The following is a 22,312-nucleotide window of genomic DNA, read 5'->3' as shown; positions in this document are numbered from 1 at the left end:
TCCTGAACTAGTTCCCTGACAACACGTAATTGATATGTCTACTTACTTTTTACCCCAAGACTTGGAGCTTACTTGATTTTGCCCGGCGTCCGCTTGGCGGCATCCGCCACCAGCGAACGGATCCGGGGCCCCAGCAGCGACGGCTGGACCGGTCCACCGGCAGCTTCCAGCGCTCCTGCACGGCCGTGCAGGTGGGCGGCAGCCGCCGCCAGGAGCGCATAGTGCCCCGGCTGGCGCTCATCTTCCGGCGTCCGATCCGTCGCGAGCAGCGCACCCAGGATGCCGGAGAGCGTGTCACCGCTTCCCGCCGTCGCGAGCCACGGCGTGGCCTCGGCCTGGCTGTACAGTTCGCCGGTGGGAGCGGCGGCCACAGTGGCCCACCCCTTGAGCAGGACGGTGGCACCGGTGCGTGCGGCTGCCAGGCGGGCGTAACGGATCGGATCGGCTTCGATCTCCGGGCGCTCAACCTCTTCCCCGAGGGACCGCAGCAGCGCCGTGAGTTCACCGGCGTGCGGGGTCAGGATGACAGCCGGGTGCAGGCCGGGTGCGACGGCGCCGACCGCGTCGGCGTCGATCACGGCCGGCAGCCCGGAGGCCATGGCATCCCGGGCCCGGCGGAGCTGGTCACCGTCATTGCCGGCACCGGGTCCGGCAACCCAGGCCTGGACGTGGACGTCCCCCACCTCGCCCGGGCTGCAGACGGCTTCAGGGTGCGCCAGGTTGATCAGCCGGGCCACGGCGGCCGGTCCCAGATAGCGGAGCATGCCGACGCCGGTGGCGAGGGCGGCTCCCGTCGCCATCAGCGCTGCTCCGGGGTAGGTCTCCGAGCCGGCGGCAATCCCGAGGACGCCACGGCTGTATTTGTGGTCCGAGGGTGCGGGAACCGGCAGGAGCCCGGCCAGGTCTTCGGCCTGCAGCCGGTAAGCGTCCGGGGTTCCTAGGTACGGGCCAAGCCCGATGTCGATGCAGTGGATAGTCCCGGCCGCCGCTGCACCGGGTCCGGCGAGCAGCCCCGTCTTGACGGCCCCGAAGGTCACCGTGAGGTCCGCGGACAGGCAGGTTCCGTCAACCCGGCCGGAATCGGCGTCCACTCCGCTGGGCAGGTCGCAGGCCACAACCAGCGGGGCCTTCCCCTGCAGCCGGGCCGAGTTCAGCGCCTCGGCACATACCCGGACAGGACCGCGCAGTCCACCGCTGCCGCCGGTGCCCAGGACGCCGTCGAGCACGGCGTCGGCCGCCAGGACCGCGGCGGCGGTTGCTGCCGCGTTGGAGTCGGTGAGGACCAGGGTCTTCCCGCCCTGTGCCCGGAAGTCCGCCAGCGCAGCGGGATGCGCTGCGGCGGAGGTGAGCACCGCTGTGGTTGCTGCTCCGCGCCGGGCAAGCCGGGCGGCGGCATACAGTGCGTCGCCGCCGTTGTTGCCGCTGCCGGCCAGCACGGTGACGCTCGAACCGTAGATCCGGACGCGGCGTTCAGCCAGTCCGGCGGCGGCGGCAGCGTACAGCCCGTAGGCCGCACGCTGCATCAGTTCCCCGCCCCGGCCTGCGGCCAGCAGCGGTGCTTCGGCCCGGCGGACCGCGGTTCCGGTGTACGCACGAATCATGCGTTCAGTCCTAGCCTTCGGCGATGACCATTGCAGTTGCCATGTCGCCGTCGTGGCTCAGGGACAGGTGCCAGGTCTGCACGCCTTTGCCCTCCGCCACGGCGGCTACGGTTCCGTCGATCTGCAGCAGCGGCGCTCCGGCTGAATCCAGCACAACCTGGCAGTGCTGCCAGTTCATGCCGGCCGGGGCGCCCAGGGCCTTGGCGACGGCTTCCTTCGCGGCGAAGCGCGCTGCGAGGGAACGCAGGTTCAGTTCCCGTTCCGCGGGGGCGAACAGCCGGGCACGAAGCCCGGGGGTGCGCTCCAGCTGACGGCCAAAGCGCGGCACGTCCACAACGTCGACGCCAATTCCAATGATCACCGAATAACGCTCCTTATTCCACCGTGACGGACTTGGCCAGGTTGCGCGGCTGGTCGACGTCGAATCCCTTGGCCGTCGCCAGCTCGCAGGCAAAGATCTGCAGCGGCACCGTCGTGAGCAGCGGGGCCAGCAGGGTCGGGGTTTCCGGCACGTAGAAAATGTGCTCGGCGTAGGCCTTCACGGCGTCGTCGCCCTCTTCGGCAATCACGATCGTCTTGGCACCGCGGGCACGGATTTCCTGGATGTTGGAAACCACCTTGGCGTGCAGCGAATCCCGGCCGCGGGGGGACGGGACCACCACGAACACGGGCTGGCCCTCCTCGATCAGGGCGATGGGGCCGTGCTTGAGCTCGCCTGCGGCGAATCCCTCGGCATGGATATAGGCGAGTTCCTTCAGCTTCAGGGCACCTTCCATGGCCACCGGGAAGCCGACGTGGCGGCCGAGGAACAGCACCGAACCGGTGTCCTTCATCAGCTGCGCCAGTTCCCTGATCTGCCCGGAGTTGTCCAGCACCTGCTGGATCTTGCCCGGAACCTTCGCCAGGTCCGCCAGGATGTCCTTGATCTCACCCTGGAACTTGTTGCCGCGGATCTGCGCGAGGTAGAGGCCGAGCAGGTAGGCGGCAGTGATCTGCGCGAGGAAGGCCTTGGTGGAGGCGACGGCTATTTCCGGTCCGGCGTGCGTGTACAGGACAGCGTCCGCTTCGCGCGGGATGGTGGAGCCGTTGGTGTTGCAGATGGCCAGGATCTTTGCGCCCTGTTCCTTGGCGTACCGGACCGCCATCAGGGTGTCCATGGTTTCGCCCGACTGGGAGATGGCCACCACCAGCGTGTTGGAATCGACAATCGGATCGCGGTAACGGAACTCGTGGCTGAGCTCCACCTCGACCGGCAGCCGGCACCAGTGCTCTATGGCGTACTTGGCCACCTGGCCGGCGTAGGCGGACGTGCCGCAGGCCAGCACCATGATCTTGTTGACGTTCCGAAGCTCTTCCGGGCTGACGCGCAGCTCGTCCAGGGTGAGGCGGCCGTCAACGTCGGACCGCCCCAACAGGGTGTCCCCCACTGCCTGCGGCTGGTCGTTGATTTCCTTCTCCATAAAGGAGTCATAACCGCCCTTTTCGGCGGCGGCGGCATCCCAGTTGACGTGGAACTCGGTGCCTACGGCCGGTTCGCCGAAGAAATCGGTGATGACGACGGAGTCGGGGGTGATCGTGACTACCTGGTCCTGCCCCAGTTCGACGGCGCGGCGGGTGAAGTCGATGAAGCCGGAAACATCCGAGCCCAGGAAGTTCTCGCCGTCGCCCAGTCCGACGACGAGCGGGGAGTTGCGGCGTGCGGCAACAACGGTGCCGGGAGAATCGGTGTGGACGGCGAGCAGCGTGAACGCGCCTTCGAGCTGCTGGCAGGCCAGCTGCATGGACTTCGCCAGATCCGCATTGCCCTCGCCGCGGTAGATGGAGGCCAGCAGTGCTGCGGCCACCTCTGTGTCGGTTTCGGAGACGAACTCCGTGCCGGCGTCCACCAGGGCGGCCTTGAGTTCGGCGAAGTTCTCGATGATGCCGTTGTGGATCAGGGCCAGGCGCCCGTTGTCCGCCAGGTGCGGGTGGGCATTCTCATCGGTCGGGCCGCCGTGCGTGGCCCACCGGGTGTGGCCGATGCCGGTGGTGGCAGGAGTCAGCGGCGCAGCAGCCAGTTCGGCCACCAGGTTTGCCAGCTTGCCGGACTTCTTGCGGTACTCGATGCCCAGGGGCGTGAGGACGGCGACGCCGGCGGAGTCATAGCCACGGTATTCCAGCCGCCGGAGGCCTTCCATCACGACGTCGAGGGCTCCGTGCCCGCCTGTACCGATCCCTGGAACGGCGTCAGGGCGGCCTGCATATCCAATAATTCCACACATAGCACTAAGCGTACCGGCCCGCGGACCCGATGCCGAAAGCAGGGTTCCGCGGGCCGGCCGAGCCGTTGCCCGGAGGTTCGCGCCGTTTGGGTTTGCCTGCTGTTCAGGGCAGAATTCCTAAGGTGACCGAACGCCATGTCAAGTCCTCCGCGGCCCAGCCGTCCGAGAGCAGTTTCACTCCCTTCGTCGAACTGGACCGCAGGACCTGGTCGCGGTTGTCACACGAGATCCGTTCGCCGCTGAACCAGGAGGACATCCTGCGGCTGCGCGGACTCGGTGAGCAGCTGAACCTGGACGAGATCCGGGAGGTCTACCTGCCGCTCTCCCGGCTGCTGAACCTGTACGTTGCTGCCGCAGGCCGGCTGCATAGTGCCACCACCACGTTCCTGGGCGAGAAGACCACCCGCACCCCGTTCGTGATCGGGGTGGCAGGATCCGTGGCGGTGGGCAAATCCACCACCGCCCGCGTGCTGCGGGAGATGCTGCGCCGCTGGCCGGACACACCCAATGTTGAACTCGTCACCACCGACGGTTTCCTCTACCCGAATGCGGAGCTGGCCCGCCGCGGGCTGATGCAGCGCAAGGGGTTCCCCGAATCCTATGACCGGCGCCGGCTGCTGCGCTTTGTCAGCGAGGTCAAAAGCGGAGCCGAAGAAGTCCGGGCACCGAAGTACTCCCACCTGACCTATGACATTGTCCCGGATGAGGAAGTGGTGGTCCGGCGTCCGGACGTGCTGATTGTGGAAGGGCTGAACGTCCTCGCCCCGGCCAGGACGCGCGCCGACGGGCGGTCCGGGCTGGCGCTGAGCGATTTCTTCGACTTCTCCATTTACGTGGACGCCCGGACCTCGTACATCGAGGAATGGTATGTCCGGCGTTTCCAGTCGCTCCGCACCGGGGCCTTCGCGGATCCGGCGTCGTACTTCCACCGGTACGCGGACCTCACCGATGACGAGGCACGGGCCACGGCCCTGGATATCTGGAAACGGATCAATGAGCCGAACCTCATCACCAATGTCCTGCCGACCAGGGGCCGCGCCCAGCTGGTACTGACCAAGGACGCAGACCATTCCGTGAGCCGGATGCTCCTGCGCAAGACCTGAGCTGCGCGCCGGGCCGGCTCCCGGGCCCGTCCCGCGGCGGACGCGGAACGGGTGAGGGGGTTAGACCGCCGCGCCGGCACCTGCGTTGAGGGCCAGGTGGGTTTCGACGGTTTCGGCCAGACGGCGCGCGGTGTCTGCAGCGGTTTCCATATCCGCTGCCTCCACCATGACCCGGACCACTGGCTCCGTGCCGGAGGGGCGCAGGAGGACCCGTCCGGTTTCGCCCAGCGCCTGTCCTGCCTGTTCGACGGCGAGGCGCACAGCCTCGTTGGTCTCGACGGCGGACTTGTCCACGCCCTTGACGTTGATCAGCACCTGCGGAAGCTTCTGCATGATTCCGGAAAGCTCCTTCAGGCTCTTCCCGGTCCGGGCAACCTGTGCCGCGAGCTGCAGTCCGGTGAGCACGCCGTCGCCCGTGGTGGCGTATTCGGAGAAGATCACATGGCCGGACTGTTCACCGCCGAGGCTGTATCCCCCGCTGCGCATCCCCTCAAGCACATAGCGGTCCCCCACCCCGGTTTCAATGACCTGGATACCGGCGTCACGGAGGGCGAGCTTCAGGCCGAGGTTGCTCATGACGGTGGCCACCAGGGCATTGTCCTTCAGCGTGCCGGCATCCTTCATGGCCACCGCCATGATTGCCATGATCTGGTCGCCGTCCACCACCGTCCCCTCGTGGTCCACGGCGAGGCAGCGGTCCGCGTCGCCGTCGTGGGCGATGCCCAGATCGGCACCGTGGGCCACGACCGCGGCCTGCAGGTTCTCCAGGTGGGTGGAGCCATACCCGTCATTGATGTTGATGCCGTCCGGCTCGGCGCCGATGACCACTACCTCGGCACCGGCGTCGGCGAAGACCTGGGGAGAGCAGCCGCTGGCTGCTCCATGGGCGCAGTCCAGGACGACCTTCAGTCCTTCGATCCGGTTGGGGAGGGTCTGGAGCAGGTGGACGACGTACCGGTCTTCGGCATCCGCAAAGCGGTGGATCCGTCCCACCTCCGCTCCGGTGGGACGCATGCTGGGACGCGACATTTCGGCTTCGATGGCATCCTCGACGGCGTCATCAAGCTTCTGGCCGCCGCGGGCCAGGAACTTGATGCCGTTGTCGGGGGCGGCATTGTGGGAAGCGGAAATGACGACGCCGAAATCGGCTCCCAGGTCCGCAACCAGGTAGGCCGCGGCGGGGGTGGGCAGGACACCGGCGTCGAAGACGTCAATGCCCGAACTGGCCAGTCCGGCCTCCATGGCCGCGGAAATGAAGTCACCGCTGATCCGGGGGTCCCGGGCAATTACGGCCACCGGACGCCGGCCCGGCTCCACGCGGCGGTGTCCGAGCACCACGGCAGCGGCCTGGGCGAGTCCGAGGGCAACTTCGGCGGTGATCAGCCCGTTGGCCAGCCCACGGACGCCGTCCGTTCCAAACAATCTAGTCATTACGTATCCTCAAGCAGTTTGTAGCCGCAGCGGGAGCAACTCTGGGCAACTTACTGGCCCATTCTGCCACCGGTGCGGCTCTGTCTCCGAAACTGAAGTATTCAATACGCCCTTGGCGCGGCCAAATACCTACCGGGTGCGGGTGATCTTTCTCTCCCGCACCCCTGGGCTCCGGCCTCCGGATACGCCAGAAGGCAGCCGCCGTGGCGACTGCCTTCTGGTGAAGCACTGGATTAGCGCTTGGAGTACTGAGGCGCCTTGCGTGCCTTCTTGAGACCGGCCTTCTTGCGCTCGATGACGCGGGCGTCACGAGTCAGGAAGCCTGCCTTCTTCAGGGCGGGGCGGTTGTTCTCGCGGTCAATCTCGTTCAGCGAGCGGGCAACGCCCAGACGCAGCGCACCGGCCTGGCCGGAGGGGCCGCCGCCGTGGATGCGGGCGATGACGTCGTAGGCACCTTCGAGGTCAAGAAGCTTGAACGGCTCGTTGACTTCCTGCTGGTGCAGCTTGTTCGGGAAGTAATCCTCGAGCTCGCGGTCGTTGACAATCCACTTGCCGGTACCCGGAACCAGGCGCACGCGGGCAATAGCCTGCTTGCGGCGTCCCACGGCGGAGCCGGGGACGGTCAGGGCGGGGCGTTCCTTGACAGCGACCTGGGCCGAGTCAGAGGATTCCGAGGTGTAGCTCGAAAGCTCCTCGGTGTTTTCATTCAGCTCTTCAGTGTTCTGAGCCACGATTCTCCTTGAATTAATTTCTTAGTTGGCGGGCCAGAACTACTGGGCGACCTGGGTGATTTCGAAGGTCTTGGGCTGCTGTGCGGCGTGGGGGTGCTCCGCACCGCGGTAAACCTTCAGCTTGCTGATCTGGTCAGCAGCCAGGGAGTTCTTGGGCAGCATGCCGCGGACAGCCTTCTCAACTGCACGTACCGGGTTCTTTTCCAGCAGTTCAGCGTAGTTGACGGAGGACAGACCGCCCGGGTAACCCGAGTGGCGGTAGGCACGCTTCTGTTCGAGCTTGGCGCCGGTAAGGGCAACCTTCTCGGCGTTGATGATGATGACGAAATCGCCCATGTCCATGTGGGGAGCAAAGGTCGGCTTGTGCTTTCCGCGCAGCAGTGTTGCGGTCTGGCTGGCAAGACGGCCTAGGACAACGTCGGTGGCGTCAATGACGTGCCACTGGCGGTTGATGTCGCCGGGCTTCGGGGTGTACGTACGCACGGTGTTTGCCTTCGTTTCTTCTGTCTTAGGTGGCGCGCTGGCCATGGATGCCATGGACAGTGCAGCTTCTCTATGCGTTACCGGATGGTCAGGTGAGGACTGAAGTAACCAGTGGTCCTGATATCTCGGCTATTTCCCCGGGGCCAGGTGGCTCTGCAACGAAGCCGCTCCCGTGGGCATAGGCCTATCGAGGTAGGACACGCACAACGACTATAAACAATAGCCTGCTTACGTAGTCTGGTCAAAAGCTGCCGGTGCGCCCGGATATGGAATTTGCCCCCATTTTACGTCGGCCTCCCGGGGAAGCGCTATTTACGGTGCGCCCGGGTCAGTTCCGCCCGGCCGGCCAGTTCCACGTCCGCCGGGTAGCGGACCTCTTCCAGCACCAGCGGATGGGGCGGCGCCAGGAGCGATTTCGAGTCCCGCATCCTGGCGGCGAGGCGGTCTGCCAGCCACTGGGGGCGCCGCTCCCCCGAGCCGACCAGCAGGGAACCCCCTACCAGCGAGCGGACCATGTTGTGGCAGAACGCGTCGGCCTGGATGTGGGTGGTGATTATCCCGTCGGAACCGCGCCGGAAGTGAAACTCCTGGAGTTCGCGGATGGTGGTGGAGCCGGTGCGGGGTTTGCAGAAGGAGAGGAAATCCCGGATGCCCAGCACGCCTTCCGCTGCTTCGTTCATCCGCCCGATGTCCAGCGGTGCCTTGAACCAAAGGGTGGTGTGCCGTGACAGCGGGTCCCGGTTCTCGGGCAGGTCGCAGATGCGGTAGCTGTACCGCCGCCAGAGGGCCGAGAAGCGGGCGTCGAAGCCGGCAGGGGCCGGGACTGCGGAAAGGACTTCCACGGCGCCGCCCAGGGCGTCCACGGAGCGCCGCTGCTGCCCGGCATCACGGGCTGCCATGGTGAGTTCCTTGTTGATCACCCCGTGCAGCCTGCGCCGCAGCGAGACTCCGGGGTCCACGTCCCGTCCGCGCGCCAGCTCGTACCATTCCGAGGCGGTGAGATCGAAGTGCACCACCTGTCCGCGGGCATGCACTCCGGCATCGGTCCTGCCCGCCACGGTAATGCGCACGGGCCGGCGCAGCAGCACCGCCAGGGCGTCCTCCACGACGCCCTGCACGGTCCGCAGCCCGGGCTGGGCGGCCCAGCCGGAGAAGGGCGCACCGTCATAGGCAAGGTCCATCCGGACGCGGAAAGGCCCGCCATCCATTTCAGGGACGGCGGGCCTTTCAAGAGTCATAGCACCCATATTAAGGGCACCGGGACCTCAGCGAAGAATTACTTCTTCTCTTCGGTCTCCACGACTGCTTCGGGAGCCTCTTCGGCGACGACTGCTTCATCAGCGGAGTCGGCAGACTCAGCGGAATCAGCAGACTCAGCCGAATCAGCGGAATCAGCGGAGTCGGCAGACTCAACCGGAGCCGGCGCTGCAGCAGCTGCTGCGGTGCTGGCTTCGGCCACGACGGACTGCTTGGCAGAAAGCGGTTCCAGGACCAGCTCGATGACAGCCATGGGAGCATTGTCGCCCTTACGGTTGCCGATCTTGGTGATACGGGTGTAACCGCCGTCGCGCTTCTCGACTGCCGGAGCAATGTCGGTGAAGAGCTCGTGAACGATGCCCTTGTCGGAGATCAGGGCCAGGACGCGGCGGCGGGAGGACAGGTCCCCGCGCTTTGCGAACGTGATCAGGCGTTCCGCGTAGGGACGCAGACGCTTGGCCTTGGTCACCGTGGTGGTGATCTGCTTGTGCTCGAACAGCTGCGCGGCAAGGTTGGCCAGCATCAGGCGCTGGTGTGCCGGGCTGCCTCCGAGGCGCTTACCCTTGGTGGGTGTAGGCATTACTTTTTCTCCTCAAACGGTGCCGTACGGTGCTTGAAAAGCCCGCCGGCAAGAATTTGCTTCAGTTAGAGCTCGTCGTCCGAGTATTCGGACTCGTCCTCTTCAATAGCTGCGGCACGGGCGGCCAGGTCGAATCCGGGAGGGGAATCCTTCAGGGACAGACCCAGTTCAACCAGTTTTGCCTTCACCTCATCGATGGACTTCGCACCAAAGTTGCGGATGTCCATCAGGTCAGCCTCGGAGCGGGCTACGAGTTCACCCACGGTGTGGATGCCTTCGCGCTTGAGGCAGTTGTACGAACGCACAGTCAGCTCGAGATCTTCGATCGGCAGGGCCATGTCGGCTGCCAGTGCGGCATCCGTGGGGCTCGGACCGATTTCAATACCTTCAGCGGCGGTGTTGAGTTCACGTGCCAGGCCGAACAGTTCAACCAGGGTGGTACCGGCAGAGGCGACAGCGTCGCGCGGTGCAATGGCATCCTTGGTCTCAACGTCAACGATCAGGCGATCGAAGTCGGTGCGCTGTTCAACACGGGTGGCCTCCACGCGGAAGGTCACCTTCAGGACCGGCGAGTAGATGGAGTCAACCGGGATGCGGCCGATCTCCTGGTCACCGGACTTGTTCTGGCTGGCCGACACGTAGCCGCGGCCGCGCTCGATGGTCAGTTCGAGTTCGAACTTGCCCTTCGAGTTCAGCGTGGCGATGTGCAGGTCGGGGTTGTGGAACTCCACACCGGCCGGCGGAGCGATGTCCGCAGCCGTAACCACGCCGGGGCCCTGCTTGCGCAGGTAGGCCACAACGGGCTCGTCGTGCTCGGAGGAAACCGAGAGGTTCTTGACGTTCAGGATGATCTCGGTGACATCTTCCTTGACGCCGGGAACCGTCGTGAACTCGTGCAGCACGCCCTCGATGCGGATGCTGGTTACAGCGGCACCGGGAATGGAGGACAGCAGGGTACGACGGAGGGAGTTACCGAGGGTGTAACCGAAACCCGGCTCCAGGGGTTCAATGATGAACCGTGAGCGGTTGTCGGCTACGACTTCTTCAGTGAGGGTGGGGCGCTGTGCAATGAGCACTTGCATTTCCTTTCAGCGAGCATCCGCTATATGACGCAACACAAATGGTGGAAACGACGACGACGGGTCTTCCGCGGGCGTCTTGGACGGCTTACAGCCAGCCCGGGACCGGTGCCCGCCGGCGGGCAGGCCACTGTATGAGAGTGGGCTGCCCGCCGGGGGAACCGGAACCGCAGTGCTGCTTATACGCGGCGGCGCTTCGGGGGACGGCAACCGTTGTGTGCGCTCGGAGTGACGTCCTGAATGGAGCCAACCTCCAGGCCGGTGGCCTGCAGCGAACGGATGGCGGTCTCGCGACCGGAGCCCGGACCCTTCACGAAGACGTCGACCTTGCGGACGCCGTGCTCCTGTGCGCGCTTAGCGGCAGCTTCAGCAGCCATCTGAGCAGCGAACGGGGTGGACTTACGCGAGCCCTTGAAGCCAACCTCACCGGCGGAAGCCCATGAGATAACAGCACCGGACGGGTCCGTGATGGACACGATGGTGTTGTTGAAGGTGCTCTTGATATGCGCCTGGCCGAGCGCGATATTCTTCTTATCCTTGCGACGCGGCTTGCGGACCGCTCCACGAGTCTTGGGGGGCATTACTTCTCCTACAAAGAGTTTGGTTTAGGTGGCCCGGATTCGGGCCGTGGCCGAAAGACCGCTTATTTAGCGGCCGGCCTTCTTCTTACCGGCAACGGTGCGCTTCGGGCCCTTACGGGTACGAGCGTTGGTCTTCGTGCGCTGACCGTGGACGGGCATGCCGCGGCGGTGCCGGATGCCCTGGTAGCTGCCGATCTCGACCTTGCGGCGGATGTCAGCGGCCACCTCACGGCGGAGGTCACCCTCAACCTTGAAGTTGCCCTCGATGTAGTCACGCAGCTGAACGAGTTCAGCGTCGGTGAGGTCCTTGACGCGAGTTTCCGGGCTGATGCCGGTCTCTGCAAGGGTCTGCTCTGCACGGGTCTTGCCCACGCCGTAGATGTAGGTAAGCGCAATCACTACCCGCTTTTCGCGGGGAATGTCAACGCCAGCGAGACGTGCCATATCGGCGGTTCTCCTTTGGTTATTACCGGAGGTCTGAAGCAGTGCGTCCCTGTTGCCAGGTCCCCGGCCTCCGTACCGGGGGTATGCGTCACGCGTATAGACGCTGCACTGCCATATTCAATTAACTACGCGTGGGCTGACTCCCTGTAACAGGGGCCCTCATGCCGGTGCCCTTGCGGACCTCGGAGCTAGAGAGGCTAATTAGCCCTGGCGCTGCTTGTGGCGCGGGTTCTCGCAGATCACCATGACTCGACCGTTACGGCGAATCACCTTGCACTTATCGCAGATCTGCTTGACGCTCGGCTGGACCTTCATGGTTTTCCTTTGCGTGGTTGCAGGGTTGAGCCTGATCGGTCAGCGGACCGGCTCAGCCGGTACGCCGTCCGTCTCGGCAGCGGTTTACTTGTAGCGGTAGACGATGCGACCCCGGGTGAGGTCGTACGGGCTAAGTTCCACCACAACGCGGTCTCCTGGGAGGATGCGAATGTAGTGTTGACGCATCTTTCCCGAGATGTGTGCGAGCACAATGTGGCCGTTGGCCAGCTCAACGCGGAACATCGCGTTGGGCAGGGCTTCGTTTACCGAGCCCTCGATCTCAATGACGCCGTCTTTCTTGGCCATATCCTCCGCTAACGTCTGTGTTGCCGGTTTGGCGCCGGCAACGGTTTTTCGAATGTGGCCGTCACGTCCGTTCCGTCCACCGCTTCGGCGCACGAGGCATCGAAAACGGTCAATCCGGGCACGAATGTAGAGACAACCAACAGATAACTCTACGGGATGACCCCCCATAAGTTAAATCGCTCCGGGTGTCCAGTTTGCGTTCCGGGTAATCGCTGCCCTTCCGGCGTACCTCCAGGGGGGCGGCGGCGCTACCGGGGCACCGTGGCCGACGCCGGCCCGGTTCGGCGGAAAGCAGCAGGCCCCGTGCCGGAACGGAACGGGGCCTGCTGTGTCCTGCGGTACCGACATCGGTACCGACATCCGAGCGTCGTGCTGTCCCGGTGCCGGAAAATCCGCGCAGGCTAGGGAACGGGTACCGGGGTGACGCCCAGCGGCTCCAGCCGCGAGGCACCGCCGTCGGGCGATGTCAGCACCCAGATCCCCTTCTCGTGGATCGCCACGGAGTGTTCCCACTGGCTGGACCGGCTCCCGTCTTCGGTGACAACCGTCCAGTCATCATCGAGGGTACGGGTGAGGATCTTGCCGCGCACCAGCATTGGTTCAATGGCCAGGCACAGTCCGGGCTTCAGCTTCGGGCCGTTGTGGCCGGTCCGGTAATTCAGCACGTCCGGTGCCTGGTGCATCTGGGTGCCGATGCCGTGGCCGACGTAGTCTTCGAGGATTCCCAGGCGCTTGCCCGGGACGCTGCTGACGTAGTCGTCGATGGCCGCGCCGATGTCCCCCACGAACCTGCCCTTGGCAGCAGCTGCGATTCCGTGCCACATGGCGTTCTCGGTGACGTCGGACAGGCGCTGGTCCTCGGGATCCGGCGTACCCACGATCACGGTACGCGCGGAGTCCGAATGCCAGCCGTTCACGACTGCTCCGCCGTCAATGGAAATGATGTCGCCGTCCTGCAGCACCCGGTCCCCCGGGATGCCGTGGACAACTTCCTCGTTCACGGAGGTGCAGACCGTGGCCGGGTAGCCGTGGTAGCCCAGGAAATTGGAGGTCGCTCCGGCTTCCTGAAGCACGCCGGCAAATACTGCGTCAATCTCCCGGGTGCTGACTCCGACGTCCGCGGCCTTCACGGCCGCGTCGAGGGCGGAAATCAGTACAAGGCCGGCTTCGCGCATAATGCGCATCTGCTCGTTGGTTTTGTATTCGATTCGAGGCTGGCCGAACATGTGTCTTCTAACTTCCTAGCGGGATTGCTGTTAGCGCCGTTCTTCTTTTTAGCGCAGGTCCTTCAGTGCTTCCATGACGCGCTCAGTGACATCGTCGATGGCGCCGAGACCGTCTACGCGGGTCACGATGCCGCGGTCCTCATAGCGGGCGACGACGTCGCCTGTCTGCTGCTTGTAGAGGTCCAGGCGGTGCCGGATGACATCTTCGGTGTCATCGCTGCGCCCTTCGAGTTCTGCACGCCGAAGCAGGCGGGCAACGAGTTCGTCGTCGTCGGCGGTCAGCAGGAGGACTGCGTCGAGCTTCTGGCCGTTGCCGGCGAGGATATCGTCCAGTTCCTCCACCTGCGCCACGGTGCGCGGGTAGCCGTCGAGCAGGAAGCCCGCTTCGACGTCGTCCTCGGCAAGGCGGGTGCGGACCATGTCGTTGGTGACGGAATCCGGAACGAAGTTGCCGGCGTCGATGTACTTCTTGGCCTCCACGCCGAGCGGAGTCTGCTCCTTGACGTTGGAGCGGAAAATGTCGCCGGTCGATATTGCCGTGACACCGAGGCGGTCCGAGATCCGGGCCGCCTGTGTTCCTTTACCGGCACCGGGAGGTCCGATAATGAGCATTCTTGTCATCGCAATAACCCTTCGTAGTGACGTTGCTGGAGCTGCGCGTCAATTTGTTTGACTGTTTCCAGTCCCACACCAACCATGATGAGGATTGACGTTCCGCCGAACGGGAAGTTCTGGTTAGCTCCAACCAACACCAGAGCAATCAGCGGGATCAGGGCGACGAAGCCCAGGTAGAGGGCGCCGGGCAGCGTGATCCGGGAGAGCACGTACTGCAGGTATTCGGCGGTGGGGCGGCCGGCCCGGATGCCGGGAATGAAGCCGCCGTATTTCTTCATGTTCTCCGAGACCTCGTCCGGGTTGAACGTGATCGAGACGTAGAAGTAGGTGAAGAAGACGATCAGCAGGAAGTACACCAGCATGTAGAGCGGGTGGTCGCCGCTGACGAGGTAGTTGTTGATCCATACCACCCATCCCGGGGGCGTGCCCTGGCTCGGGGTATTGAACTGGGCCAGGAGGCTCGGCAGGTACAGCATGGAGGACGCAAAGATCACGGGGATCACGCCGGCCATGTTGACCTTGATCGGGATGTAGGTGTTGGTGCCGCCGACGGTGCGGCGGCCGACCATCCGCTTGGCGTACTGCACCGGGATGCGCCGCTGGGACTGTTCCACGAAGATGACCAGGGCCACCGTCAGGATGCCCACGGCGATGACGGCCAGGAAGATGGTCCAGCCCTGGGCGGTGAGGATGGCGCCGAGGGCGCTGGGGAAGGACGCCGCGATGGAGGTGAAGATGAGCAGCGACATACCGTTGCCCACACCCTTTTCCGTGACGAGTTCACCCATCCACATGATGACGCCGGTGCCGGCGGTCAGCGTGACGATGAGCAGCAGGACGGTCACCAGGTTGTCATCAGGGATGATCGGCAGGGAGCACTGGTTGTTGAACAGCGCACCGGAGCGGGCCAGGGAGACGACCGTGGTCGCGTTGAGCAGGCCGAGCGCAATGGTGAGGTAGCGCGTGTACTGGGTCAGCTTGGACTGGCCCTGCTGGCCTTCATCGTAGAGGGCCTGGAAGTGCGGGATCACGACGCGGAGCAGCTGAACAATGATGCTGGCCGTGATGTAGGGCATGATGCCGAGGGCAAAGATGGAGACCTGCAGCAGCGCACCGCCGCTGAAAAGATTGACGAACTGGTAAATACCACCGGAAGTGGCACCCAGATTCAAGCACTGCTGCACATTGCCGTAGTCAACACCCGGGGCCGGGATAAAAGCACCCATGCGGAAGATAGTGATGATTCCCAGCGTAAACAACAGCTTGCGTCGCAGATCTGGTGTCCGGAAAGCCCGGCCAATAGCGCTAAGCAAGCGTCCTCCTGAAGTTTGAAAGTCCAATCCGGACTTGTGACAGAAACAGAGTCTAGCCGTTCGGGGCCCTTACTGCGTTAACGCCATACGGGACGCGGTAGTTGCCTTAAACAGAACTGAACTCCCGGCGGACCGGATGGGTCCGCCAGGAGTTCAGTGGTAAAACGAGGGATCGTGCACCCCTCCCCTGTCCGCACACATGATGTGTCCGGACGGGGAGGGCAGACAGACCCGCCACGTAAGTCTTAGACCGTGGTGGTGGATCCGCCGGCTGCGGCGATCTTTTCTGCGGCGCTGGCGGAGAAGGCGTTGGCCGAGACATCAACCTTGACGGTGATGTCGCCGGAGCCGAGGACCTTCACGGGCTGGTTCTTGCGAACCGCACCCTTGGCAACCAGTGCTTCGATGTCCACGGTGCCGCCTTCGGGGAACAGCTCCGAGATCTTGTCCAGGTTGACAACCTGGAACTCGACCCGGAACGGGTTCTTGAAGCCGCGCAGCTTCGGCAGACGCATGTGCAGCGGAAGCTGCCCGCCTGCGAAGCCTGCCTTGACCTGGTAGCGGGCAGCCGTACCCTTGGTACCGCGGCCTGCCGTCTTACCCTTGGAACCTTCACCGCGGCCTACGCGGGTCTTGGCCGTCTTGGCACCGGGTGCCGGACGCAGGTGATGGACCTTCAGAGTTTTGTTATCTTCGGGCATGTTACTTCGCCTCCTCAACCTTCACGAGGTGCGGAACCGTGTTGATCATGCCAACGGTCACTGCATCAGCAGTACGGACGACGGAGTCGCCGATGTGCTTCAGGCCCAGTGAACGCAGCGTGTCGCGCTGATTCTGCTTACCACCGATGGTGGACTTGATCTGAGTGATTTCCAGCCGAGCCGTGCTAACGGCAACGTTCTTCGGAGTCGACATCAGGCACCTGCCTTCTGCATGTTGCGGAGCATCGCGGCGGGGACAACCTGGTCGAGCGGAAGGCCGCGGCGTGCTGCCACTGCCTGGGGCTCTTCGAGGCGCTTCAGCGCATCAACCGTGGCGTGCACGATGTTGATGGCGTTGGAGGACCCGAGCGACTTGGACAGCACGTCGTGGATGCCGGCGCATTCGAGGATGGCGCGGACCGGACCGCCGGCGATAACGCCGGTACCCGGGGAAGCCGGACGCAGCAGGACAACGCCTGCGGCAGCTTCACCCTGGACGAGGTGCGGGACGGTTCCACCGATGCGCGGGACGCGGAAGAAGGACTTCTTGGCTTCTTCGACGGCCTTCGCGATAGCGGAGGGAACTTCCTTTGCCTTGCCGTAGCCAACGCCGACCATGCCGTTGCCGTCTCCGACAACAACCAGGGCGGTGAAGCTGAAGCGACGACCACCCTTGACCACCTTGGCAACACGGTTGATGGTCACGACGCGTTCAATGAACTTGTCCTTCTCATCATTGCGTCCGCCGTCGCGGCCACCGCGGCCACCGCGTTCGCCGCGGCCTCCACGGTCGGAGCGCTGCTCGCCGCGACGTCCGCCGCGGCGGTCGTCGGTACCGGTGGCTGCGGCTTCCTTGGTCTCAGTTGCCTCAGCAGCTGTAGCTTCAGTCACCTGATTTTCCTTTTCCTTGTTTACCTCGGTCACAGTGCCAGCCCACCTTCACGTGCGCCGTCTGCAACTGCAGCAATACGGCCGTGGTAGCGGTTACCACCGCGGTCAAAGACAACGGCCTCGACACCGGCGGCCTTGGACCGCTCAGCGACGAGCTCGCCTACGCGCTTGGCCTTGGCGGTCTTGTCGCCGTCCAGTGCACGCAGATCCGCTTCCATGGTGGATGCGGAGGCCACGGTTACGCCGCGGGTGTCATCGACAACCTGGACGAAGATGTGGCGGGCGGAGCGGTTGACCACGAGGCGCGGACGAGCCGCGGTTCCGGAAATCCGCTTGCGGATACGCAGCTGGCGACGGCTGCGCAGGGCAGACTTGCTCTTGCTGTGCTTCTTCTTATTAATGCTGATGGCCATGGTTACTTACCAGCCTTTCCGACCTTGCGGCGGACAATCTCGCCGGCGTAACGAATACCCTTGCCCTTGTAGGGGTCGGGCTTACGCAGCTTGCGGATGTTGGCGGAAACCTCGCCCACCTGCTGCTTGTCGATACCGGACACGGTGACCTTCGTCGGGGCAACCACGGTAAGCGTGATGCCTTCGGGGGCCGCGACGGGGACCGGGTGGCTGTAGCCCAGGGCGAACTCGAGGTCCGCTCCCTTGGCAACAACGCGGTAACCGGTACCAACGATTTCCAGATCCTTCTTGTAGCCTTCGGTCACGCCGGTGATCATGTTGCTGATCAGCGTGCGGGTCAGGCCGTGGAGGGAGCGGGATTCGCGCTCGTCGTTCGGGCGGGTAACGGTGATGGTGCCGTCTTCAAGCGTGGCCGTGATCGGGCTGGGCACAGTGTGGCTCAGCTCGCCCTTGGCGCCCTTGACGGATACAACGTTGCCGTTGATGGCGATATCTACTCCGGCAGGAACCGGGATGGGCAGACGTCCAATACGTGACATTTTTCTTTCCCTTCCCTGCTACCAGACGTAGGCGAGGACTTCCCCACCTACACCCTTCTTGGCGGCCTGGCGGTCGGTCAGAAGACCTGACGACGTCGACAGGATTGCGATACCCAGACCACCCAGCACGTGCGGCAGGTTGGTGGACTTCGCGTAAACGCGCAGGCCGGGCTTGGAGATGCGGCGAACGCCGGCGATGGAACGCTCGCGGTTCGGACCGAACTTGAGGTCCAGGGTCAGCTTCTTGCCAACCTCGGCCTCTTCTTCCTTCCAGCCGGCGATGTAACCTTCGGCCTTGAGGATGTCAGCAACGCGCGCCTTGAGCTTGCTGTAAGGCATGGACACGGAATCGTGGTATGCCGAGTTTGCATTGCGCAGACGCGTGAGCATATCTGCGACAGGATCTGTCATTGTCATGTGGGCTCTTGCCCTCCCTCGTAACGGTTTCCTGCAGGAGCGCCGTGCGGCATAGCCTCACGGATCTCCGTCGGACCTGTTACGTAGTAATTAATCTTCGGATTTGAACGGGAAGCCGAGCGCCTTCAGCAGCGCGCGTCCCTCGTCATCGGTCTTTGCAGTGGTAACCACGGTGATGTCCATGCCGCGTACGCGGTCGATCTTGTCCTGATCGATTTCGTGGAACATCGACTGTTCGGTCAGACCGAACGTGTAGTTGCCGTTGCCGTCGAACTGCTTGCCGTTCAGACCGCGGAAGTCACGGATACGGGGCAGTGCCAGGGTGACCAGGCGGTCCACGAATTCCCACATGCGGTCGCCGCGCAGCGTAACGTGCGCACCGATCGGCATGCCTTCGCGCAGCTTGAACTGTGCGATGGACTTGCGTGCCTTGGTGACCTGGGGCTTCTGGCCCGTGATCTGGGTGAGGTCCCGGACAGCACCGTCAATGAGCTTGGAGTCCTTGGCGGCATCTCCAACACCCATGTTCACGACGACCTTGACGAGGCCGGGAACCTGGTTGACGTTTGCGTAGTTGAATTCGTCCTGCAGGGTCTGCTTGATCTCCGCTGCGTAGCGGGTCTTCAGACGGGGAACGATCTTGGTGACAGTCTCAGTCATTAGAGGTCCTTCCCAGAGCCCTTGGCCACGCGGATACGCACAGTGCGCTCACGGCCATCTTTTTCGACGGTTGCGGTGCGGAAGCCCACGCGGGTCGGCTTCTTGGTCTCCGGATCGACAATGGCGACGTTGGAAACGTGGATCGGTGCTTCAACAACCTCGATGCCGCCGGTGTTGGAACCGCGGGAGGTCTGGCCGACCTTGGTGTGCTTGGTGACGCGGTTGATGCCTTCAACGAGAACGCGGTTGCTCTCGGGGAAAACCTTCAGAACCTTGCCCTGCTTGCCGCGGTCTCCGCCGCGTTCAGCCTTTGCACCGGTGATGACCTGAACGAGGTCACCCTTCTTAATCTTTGCCATGGACTACAGCACCTCCGGAGCCAGCGAAATGATCTTCATGAACTTCTTGTCGCGAAGTTCGCGGCCGACCGGCCCGAAGATACGGGTACCGCGGGGGTCGCCGTCATTCTTCAAGATCACTGCAGCGTTCTCATCGAACTTGATGTAGGAACCGTCCTGGCGGCGGCGTTCCTTCTTGGTACGGACGATGACGGCCTTGACCACGTCGCCCTTTTTGACGTTGCCGCCGGGAATTGCATCCTTGACGGTGGCAACAATGGTGTCACCAATGCCTGCGTAGCGACGGCCGGATCCACCGAGAACGCGGATGGTCAAGATTTCCTTGGCACCCGTGTTGTCGGCGACCTTCAGTCGCGACTCCTGCTGAATCACTTATAACTCCTGTCGTCGCGCCGGTTCTCATTACTGAGCCTTGCGGAACGGATATGGGTGGACCCCGTAATACTGGTACTCAACGCCGGCCGGCCGGGCTGCACGCCAGTGCAGCCGCCCTGGGGGCGTCGAACAAGATTATCGGGCTTTTGTCTCATTCGGCGGTGAGGATGCTGACCGAACTCCGGACACACTTCCGCACCACACAGACAAGATTTCAAGTTTATCGCGAAAAGGCCCCGGATGCGAAATCGAAGATGATAACGCGGCCGGAGCCCTCACGCTGTGGACGGTGCCGGTGTGTTCTCCGCTAAACCGCGGGGAACACACCGGCGGGCCGGCCGGTACTTCTTACTTCTAGGTTACTTGGCCTTTTCGAGGATCTCGACCAGGCGCCACCGCTTCGTAGCGGACAGCGGCCGGGTTTCGGCGATCAGCACGAGGTCGCCGATACCGGCGTCGTTCTGCTCGTCGTGGGCCTTGCGCTTGGAAGTCCGGCGGATAACCTTGCCGTAAAGGGCGTGCTTCACGCGGTCTTCAACCTCGACGACGATGGTCTTGTCCATCTTGTCGGAGACCACGTAGCCGCGTGCGGTCTTCCGGTACCCGCGGGCATCGGCTCCGTTTGCGTCAGTTGTCACTGCTGCCTCATTCTTGTTTTCGCTCACTTGGCATCATCCTCAGCGACCTTGGCTTCAGCTTCAGACTTGTCAGCCTTCTTCTTGGACTTCTTCGGTGCCTCGGGTGCTGCTTCCTCAACGGGAGCGACAACCTCGGGACGAATGCCCAGCTCGCGCTCACGCAGCACCGTGTAGATGCGGGCGATGTCGCGCTTGACTGCACGCAGACGACCGTGGTTTTCCAGCTGGCCGGTGGCCGACTGGAAACGGAGGTTGAACAGCTCCTCCTTGGCCTTGCGCAGTTCCTCTACGAGACGGTCCTTATCGAAGCCGTCCAGCTGCTCAGTTGTCAGCTCTTTTGATCCAACTGCCATTTCTATTCACCACCCTCGCGACGCACAATGCGTGCCTTCAACGGCAGCTTATGGATCGCCAGGCGCAGGGCCTCACGAGCTACCTCTTCGGAAACACCGGAGAGTTCGAAGAGAACCCGGCCCGGCTTGACGTTTGCAACCCACCACTCGGGAGAACCCTTACCGGAACCCATACGGGTTTCGGCAGGCTTCTTCGTCAGCGGACGGTCCGGGTAGATGTTGATCCAGACCTTACCGCCACGCTTGATGTGGCGTGTCATGGCAATACGTGCAGCTTCAATCTGCCGGTTGGTGACGTATGCAGGCGTCAGAGCCTGGATACCCCACTCGCCGAAGCTGACAGCGGTGCCGCCGGTTGCAGCGCCGGAGCGACCCGGGTGGTGCTGCTTACGGAATTTGACTCGACGTGGGATAAGCATTTAAGCCTGTCCTCCTTCTGCTGCGGGGGCAGCTGCCTCAGCGGCCGGAGCCTCTGCAGCGGCGGGCGCGGCGGCTTTGTCGCTGCGCTCGGGACGACGACGGCGGTCTCCGCCACGGTCGCCACGATCAGCGGGGCCGCGGCCCGGACGGTCGTTGGAGCGTCCGCGGGACGGTGCAGCAGCCTGCTGTGCAGCCAGTTCCTTAGCGGTGACGTCGCCCTTGTAGATCCAGACCTTCACGCCAATGCGGCCGAAGGTGGTCTTGGCTTCGAAGAAACCGTAGTCGATCTGCGCACGCAGGGTGTGCAGGGGCACACGGCCTTCGCGGTAGAACTCCGAACGGCTCATTTCAGCGCCGCCCAGACGGCCGGAGCACTGGATACGGATACCCTTGGCGCCTGCACGCTGTGCGGACTGGATGGCCTTCTTCATCGCACGGCGGAAAGCCACGCGGGAAGAGAGCTGCTCAGCAACACCCTGGGCAACCAGCTGAGCTTCCATCTCGGGGTTCTTGACCTCGAGGATGTTCAGCTGAACCTGCTTGCCGGTGAGCTTTTCGAGCTCGCCGCGGATGCGGTCCGCTTCAGCGCCGCGGCGGCCGATCACGATGCCCGGACGTGCAGTGTGGATATCCACACGGACACGGTCACGGGTGCGCTCGATCTCAACCTTGGCGATGCCGGCGCGGTCCATGCCGGTGGACATCAGCTGACGGATCTTGATGTCCTCGCGGACGAAGTCCTTGTAGCGCTGGCCCGGCTTGTTGCTGTCAGCAAACCAGTGCGATACGTGGTCAGTGGTGATGCCGAGTCGGAACCCGTGCGGGTTTACCTTCTGTCCCACTTAGCGTTCCTCCTCGATCGTAGGGGTTGCGACTACCACGGTGACGTGGCTGGTCCGCTTGTTGATGCGGTACGCGCGGCCCTGGGCCCGCGGCTGGAACCGCTTCATGGTGGGTCCTTCATCAACGAATGCTTCGCTGATGATGAGGTCACCTTCGTCGAAGGCCACGCCGTCACGGTCCGCGAGGACTCGTGCGTTGGCCATAGCCGACTGAACTACCTTAAGTACCGGCTCCGAAGCTGCCTGGGGGGCAAACTTCAGAATTGCCAGAGCCTCATTCGCTTGCTTGCCACGAACAAGGTTGACGACGCGCCGGGCCTTCATAGGCGTTACGCGGATATGACGCGCAATTGCCTTGGCTTCCATTGCTTTCCTTCT

31 protein-coding genes are annotated in these 22,312 nt (G+C 63.7%); 1 reads left to right on the top strand and 30 read right to left on the bottom strand.

Annotated elements, in window-relative coordinates:
* Positions 1-68: 68 nt before the first annotated feature.
* From GD627_RS04795 to glmS, 3 genes are read right to left on the bottom strand one after another with little or no spacing between them, the layout of a single operon-like run.
* On the bottom strand, positions 69-1,601 hold the full coding sequence (locus GD627_RS04795) for an NAD(P)H-hydrate epimerase (RefSeq protein ID WP_152271521.1): 1,533 nt from the start codon (positions 1,599-1,601) through the stop codon (positions 69-71).
* A 10-nt stretch (positions 1,602-1,611) separates the two neighbouring features.
* Positions 1,612-1,962 (bottom strand): holo-ACP synthase, encoded by a 351-nt coding sequence (locus GD627_RS04790; protein ID WP_146361140.1) that lies wholly within the window; start codon positions 1,960-1,962, stop codon positions 1,612-1,614.
* A gap of 13 nt (positions 1,963-1,975) precedes the next feature.
* The gene (gene glmS / locus GD627_RS04785; RefSeq protein WP_152271520.1) at positions 1,976-3,862 is read right to left on the bottom strand and encodes a glutamine--fructose-6-phosphate transaminase (isomerizing); all 1,887 of its coding nucleotides are present in this window, start codon (positions 3,860-3,862) and stop codon (positions 1,976-1,978) included.
* A 122-nt stretch (positions 3,863-3,984) separates the two neighbouring features.
* On the opposite strand from glmS, the gene coaA reads away from it, so the two are divergent.
* Complete coding sequence (coaA, locus tag GD627_RS04780; RefSeq protein WP_146361136.1) at positions 3,985-4,965, top strand: type I pantothenate kinase; 981 nt, start codon at positions 3,985-3,987, stop codon at positions 4,963-4,965.
* Positions 4,966-5,025: 60 nt separating this feature from the next.
* On the opposite strand, the gene glmM is transcribed toward coaA, so the two are convergent.
* The 27 genes from glmM to rplV all read right to left on the bottom strand — a co-directional run bounded on the left by glmM (position 5,026) and on the right by rplV (position 22,300).
* Entirely contained in the window at positions 5,026-6,396 is a 1,371-nt protein-coding gene (gene glmM / locus GD627_RS04775; RefSeq protein WP_152271518.1) for a phosphoglucosamine mutase, read from the bottom strand.
* A gap of 233 nt (positions 6,397-6,629) precedes the next feature.
* A complete protein-coding gene (gene rpsI / locus GD627_RS04770) occupies positions 6,630-7,127 on the bottom strand; it encodes a 30S ribosomal protein S9 (protein WP_146361132.1) in 498 nt (165 codons plus the stop codon).
* Positions 7,128-7,166: 39 nt separating this feature from the next.
* Positions 7,167-7,610 carry a 50S ribosomal protein L13 gene (rplM, locus tag GD627_RS04765; protein WP_152271517.1) on the bottom strand — a complete coding sequence of 148 codons (444 nt, stop codon included), beginning with the start codon at positions 7,608-7,610 and terminating at the stop codon, positions 7,167-7,169.
* Between the two features lie 308 nt (positions 7,611-7,918).
* Complete coding sequence (locus GD627_RS04760) at positions 7,919-8,848, bottom strand: tRNA pseudouridine synthase A (protein WP_194265958.1); 930 nt, start codon at positions 8,846-8,848, stop codon at positions 7,919-7,921.
* Positions 8,849-8,886: 38 nt separating this feature from the next.
* Positions 8,887-9,447: a 50S ribosomal protein L17 gene (rplQ, locus tag GD627_RS04755; RefSeq protein ID WP_146361128.1), complete on the bottom strand. Its 561-nt coding sequence runs from the start codon at positions 9,445-9,447 to the stop codon at positions 8,887-8,889.
* Between the two features lie 65 nt (positions 9,448-9,512).
* Entirely contained in the window at positions 9,513-10,523 is a 1,011-nt protein-coding gene (locus GD627_RS04750) for a DNA-directed RNA polymerase subunit alpha (protein WP_146361126.1), read from the bottom strand.
* A gap of 182 nt (positions 10,524-10,705) precedes the next feature.
* Entirely contained in the window at positions 10,706-11,107 is a 402-nt protein-coding gene (gene rpsK / locus GD627_RS04745) for a 30S ribosomal protein S11 (RefSeq protein ID WP_049829160.1), read from the bottom strand.
* A gap of 66 nt (positions 11,108-11,173) precedes the next feature.
* Positions 11,174-11,551, bottom strand: coding sequence for a 30S ribosomal protein S13 (rpsM, locus tag GD627_RS04740; protein ID WP_146361124.1), 378 nt, complete (start codon positions 11,549-11,551; stop codon positions 11,174-11,176).
* Positions 11,552-11,752: 201 nt separating this feature from the next.
* A complete protein-coding gene (gene rpmJ, locus GD627_RS04735) occupies positions 11,753-11,866 on the bottom strand; it encodes a 50S ribosomal protein L36 (RefSeq protein WP_012397712.1) in 114 nt (37 codons plus the stop codon).
* A gap of 84 nt (positions 11,867-11,950) precedes the next feature.
* Positions 11,951-12,172, bottom strand: a complete 222-nt coding sequence (gene infA / locus GD627_RS04730; RefSeq protein WP_055239372.1) for a translation initiation factor IF-1 — start codon at positions 12,170-12,172, stop codon at positions 11,951-11,953.
* A 401-nt stretch (positions 12,173-12,573) separates the two neighbouring features.
* Positions 12,574-13,398 carry a type I methionyl aminopeptidase gene (gene map, locus GD627_RS04725; RefSeq protein WP_146361122.1) on the bottom strand — a complete coding sequence of 275 codons (825 nt, stop codon included), beginning with the start codon at positions 13,396-13,398 and terminating at the stop codon, positions 12,574-12,576.
* Between the two features lie 48 nt (positions 13,399-13,446).
* Positions 13,447-14,019, bottom strand: coding sequence for an adenylate kinase (locus GD627_RS04720; protein WP_146361120.1), 573 nt, complete (start codon positions 14,017-14,019; stop codon positions 13,447-13,449).
* Positions 14,016-15,326 carry a preprotein translocase subunit SecY gene (gene secY / locus GD627_RS04715; protein WP_152271516.1) on the bottom strand — a complete coding sequence of 437 codons (1,311 nt, stop codon included), beginning with the start codon at positions 15,324-15,326 and terminating at the stop codon, positions 14,016-14,018. Before secY ends, GD627_RS04720 begins: the two co-directional genes overlap by 4 nt.
* A gap of 245 nt (positions 15,327-15,571) precedes the next feature.
* A complete protein-coding gene (gene rplO / locus GD627_RS04710) occupies positions 15,572-16,027 on the bottom strand; it encodes a 50S ribosomal protein L15 (RefSeq protein WP_146361116.1) in 456 nt (151 codons plus the stop codon).
* 1 nt (position 16,028) lies between these two features.
* Entirely contained in the window at positions 16,029-16,241 is a 213-nt protein-coding gene (rpmD, locus tag GD627_RS04705; protein WP_146361114.1) for a 50S ribosomal protein L30, read from the bottom strand.
* Entirely contained in the window at positions 16,241-16,918 is a 678-nt protein-coding gene (gene rpsE, locus GD627_RS04700) for a 30S ribosomal protein S5 (RefSeq protein ID WP_186764197.1), read from the bottom strand. The genes rpmD and rpsE overlap by 1 nt, the downstream gene beginning before the upstream one ends.
* A gap of 29 nt (positions 16,919-16,947) precedes the next feature.
* The gene (gene rplR, locus GD627_RS04695; protein WP_146361110.1) at positions 16,948-17,331 is read right to left on the bottom strand and encodes a 50S ribosomal protein L18; all 384 of its coding nucleotides are present in this window, start codon (positions 17,329-17,331) and stop codon (positions 16,948-16,950) included.
* A 2-nt stretch (positions 17,332-17,333) separates the two neighbouring features.
* On the bottom strand, positions 17,334-17,870 hold the full coding sequence (gene rplF, locus GD627_RS04690; protein WP_146361108.1) for a 50S ribosomal protein L6: 537 nt from the start codon (positions 17,868-17,870) through the stop codon (positions 17,334-17,336).
* Between the two features lie 18 nt (positions 17,871-17,888).
* Positions 17,889-18,287, bottom strand: a complete 399-nt coding sequence (gene rpsH, locus GD627_RS04685; protein WP_146361106.1) for a 30S ribosomal protein S8 — start codon at positions 18,285-18,287, stop codon at positions 17,889-17,891.
* Between the two features lie 90 nt (positions 18,288-18,377).
* Positions 18,378-18,947, bottom strand: coding sequence for a 50S ribosomal protein L5 (gene rplE / locus GD627_RS04680; protein WP_146361104.1), 570 nt, complete (start codon positions 18,945-18,947; stop codon positions 18,378-18,380).
* A complete protein-coding gene (rplX, locus tag GD627_RS04675; RefSeq protein ID WP_146361102.1) occupies positions 18,947-19,306 on the bottom strand; it encodes a 50S ribosomal protein L24 in 360 nt (119 codons plus the stop codon). The genes rplE and rplX overlap by 1 nt, the downstream gene beginning before the upstream one ends.
* A gap of 3 nt (positions 19,307-19,309) precedes the next feature.
* Entirely contained in the window at positions 19,310-19,678 is a 369-nt protein-coding gene (gene rplN, locus GD627_RS04670) for a 50S ribosomal protein L14 (RefSeq protein ID WP_055239356.1), read from the bottom strand.
* A gap of 362 nt (positions 19,679-20,040) precedes the next feature.
* The gene (rpsQ, locus tag GD627_RS04665; protein ID WP_146361100.1) at positions 20,041-20,346 is read right to left on the bottom strand and encodes a 30S ribosomal protein S17; all 306 of its coding nucleotides are present in this window, start codon (positions 20,344-20,346) and stop codon (positions 20,041-20,043) included.
* Positions 20,343-20,672, bottom strand: coding sequence for a 50S ribosomal protein L29 (gene rpmC, locus GD627_RS16935; protein WP_146361098.1), 330 nt, complete (start codon positions 20,670-20,672; stop codon positions 20,343-20,345). Before rpmC ends, rpsQ begins: the two co-directional genes overlap by 4 nt.
* Before the next feature lie 2 nt (positions 20,673-20,674).
* A complete protein-coding gene (rplP, locus tag GD627_RS04655; protein ID WP_146361096.1) occupies positions 20,675-21,091 on the bottom strand; it encodes a 50S ribosomal protein L16 in 417 nt (138 codons plus the stop codon).
* Positions 21,092-21,934, bottom strand: a complete 843-nt coding sequence (gene rpsC, locus GD627_RS04650; RefSeq protein WP_146361094.1) for a 30S ribosomal protein S3 — start codon at positions 21,932-21,934, stop codon at positions 21,092-21,094. It abuts the gene before it with no gap.
* Positions 21,935-22,300 (bottom strand): 50S ribosomal protein L22, encoded by a 366-nt coding sequence (gene rplV / locus GD627_RS04645; RefSeq protein ID WP_146361092.1) that lies wholly within the window; start codon positions 22,298-22,300, stop codon positions 21,935-21,937.
* Positions 22,301-22,312 lie beyond the last annotated feature (12 nt).

Source organism: Arthrobacter yangruifuii, from assembly GCF_009192775.1.
Lineage (GTDB): Bacteria > Actinomycetota > Actinomycetes > Actinomycetales > Micrococcaceae > Arthrobacter_B > Arthrobacter_B yangruifuii.
Note: the sequence above shows the minus strand (reverse complement) of the source record. Positions and strands in the feature narration are given on the sequence as shown.